At 39.1% G+C, this 1,617-nt stretch carries 2 protein-coding genes; both read right to left on the bottom strand.

The annotated features are described in order from the left end of the window. Positions 1 to 159 precede the first annotated feature (159 nt). Positions 160 to 1,173 carry an IS3 family transposase gene (locus NXS00_RS26840; RefSeq protein WP_258102386.1) on the bottom strand — a complete coding sequence of 338 codons (1,014 nt, stop codon included), beginning with the start codon at positions 1,171 to 1,173 and terminating at the stop codon, positions 160 to 162. 8 nt (positions 1,174 to 1,181) lie between these two features. After that, complete coding sequence (locus tag NXS00_RS26835; RefSeq protein WP_258102385.1) at positions 1,182 to 1,577, bottom strand: hypothetical protein; 396 nt, start codon at positions 1,575 to 1,577, stop codon at positions 1,182 to 1,184. Positions 1,578 to 1,617: the final 40 nt, after the last annotated feature.

The following is a 1,617-nucleotide window of genomic DNA, read 5'->3' as shown; positions in this document are numbered from 1 at the left end:
GGACCCATCCTAAAATAAGTTGACAGATTATTACTTAATACTAGATGTAGTTTACAATGATACTACAAAGTCCTATTTGCACTTTACAGAGATTACTTTAATCCTGATTGAAGTATACAGGCTTGGACATGATCCTGTTTTTGGTTGTCTTTGTTTTATTTAATCCGGTTCTCTATTGTCATGGTTTCGATTGGTCCTGATCTTGATTGACTCCTCATTCTTTAATCCTATTAATTGTTTACCCTGTTCAGGTAAATCCTGTGAACACTTTACAGCTATTGATTTAATCCTGGTATGGCCTGTCAATGGAGGTGTTAAATCCTTCTTGAGCTTGTCAGCACTATGAGCTTGCTCTGGTGTAAGTCCTGATAAGCTGTTATGTGGTCGCTTACTATTGTAAGATTCTACTGCCAGCTCTACCATCCTTCTGGCTCTTTCTTCCGATTCTATAATTTTATTTAACCCATATTCATGCTTAAGTATCCCATTGATTCGCTCTGCAAGAGCATTCTCATGAGGGCTGCCTTTGCTCGCCATGCTGATAGTAATGCTGTTAGTCTTAAGCATACTTATGTAGCTATGAGAGCAATATTGCACACCTTGATCACTATGATGAATCAACCTCCGATTGGGGTAGGATCGGTTCGCAACCGCCATTAAAAGAGCATTCATTGGTCCTTCTGTTGATAAGTCCTTATGCAGACAGTAACCCATTATTTTGCGAGACCAACTATCTGTAATCAAACTCAAATACATGAACTTTTCTTTGACCCGTATATAAGTGATATCACTGACCATCAGCTGTTCAGACTTAAGTAACACCATATCTTTAATCAAATTAGGATAGCGTTTAAAACCATGTGTATTATCTGTAGTGCATGGTTTACGGCGTTTTCTACTCCGAACTTTTAACCCATAAGTGTTCATGATTTCAAACAGCTGATCCCGACCTACAGAGAGGCCCTGCTTGCTGAGTTGTTCATTGATCAGAGGATGCAATTTCCGACAACCTAACTTCTCATTGTTAATCTTGCTTCGAATCTCTACAACCAGATCTGCAACTATAGCATGAAAACTCAACCGAGAGGTCTTTGACTGAATAGATTTATAAAACGCTTGTCGACTAAACCCAAGTAATCCACACAGAAGCGACAATCCTATCTGTGGATGCATTAATCGCATTATTTCGATCGCTTGGGGGCGGACTTTTTTCGAATATCAATATTGAACTGATCTTCGGCAACATCCATGAGAATTTCCAAGGCCTCTACCTTTAGCATTGACAACTCCAGAGCTTTCTTTAAGGACTCATTTTCCTTAAGAAGATCCTCATGGGTTGGTGCCTGCTTTTGATCCTTTTTCATCTCTTCTAAAATACGAAAATAGCCCAGTTCGCCCAATAAATCACGTCTGAAACGATTCAAAGAACCCGCAGGAATTTCATGCTTTCGTGCTATAAATGATTCACTTTCCCTATTGCGTATAAGATCCAAAACCACATGATGTTTGAAAGACGCTCGATAACCTGAGCCTGATTTGTATTTTACCAAGTCATTTGACTTTTCTTGTTTATCCATTTTTGACACTGTTTGTGTCAACCTATTTCAGGACCTGACC

Origin of the sequence: Marinoscillum pacificum (assembly GCF_024714495.1) — a bacterium.
Taxonomy (GTDB): Bacteria; Bacteroidota; Bacteroidia; order Cytophagales; family Cyclobacteriaceae; genus Marinoscillum; species Marinoscillum pacificum.
The sequence above is the reverse complement of the archived record's forward strand: the minus strand, read 5'-3'. Positions and strand labels throughout refer to the sequence as shown.

Coding starts and splice junctions, on each gene's coding strand:
- NXS00_RS26840 (WP_258102386.1), bottom strand. CDS start 1,173: ATGCATCCACAGATAGGATTGTCGCTTCTGTGTGGATTACTTGGGTTT.
- NXS00_RS26835 (WP_258102385.1), bottom strand. CDS start 1,577: ATGGATAAACAAGAAAAGTCAAATGACTTGGTAAAATACAAATCAGGC.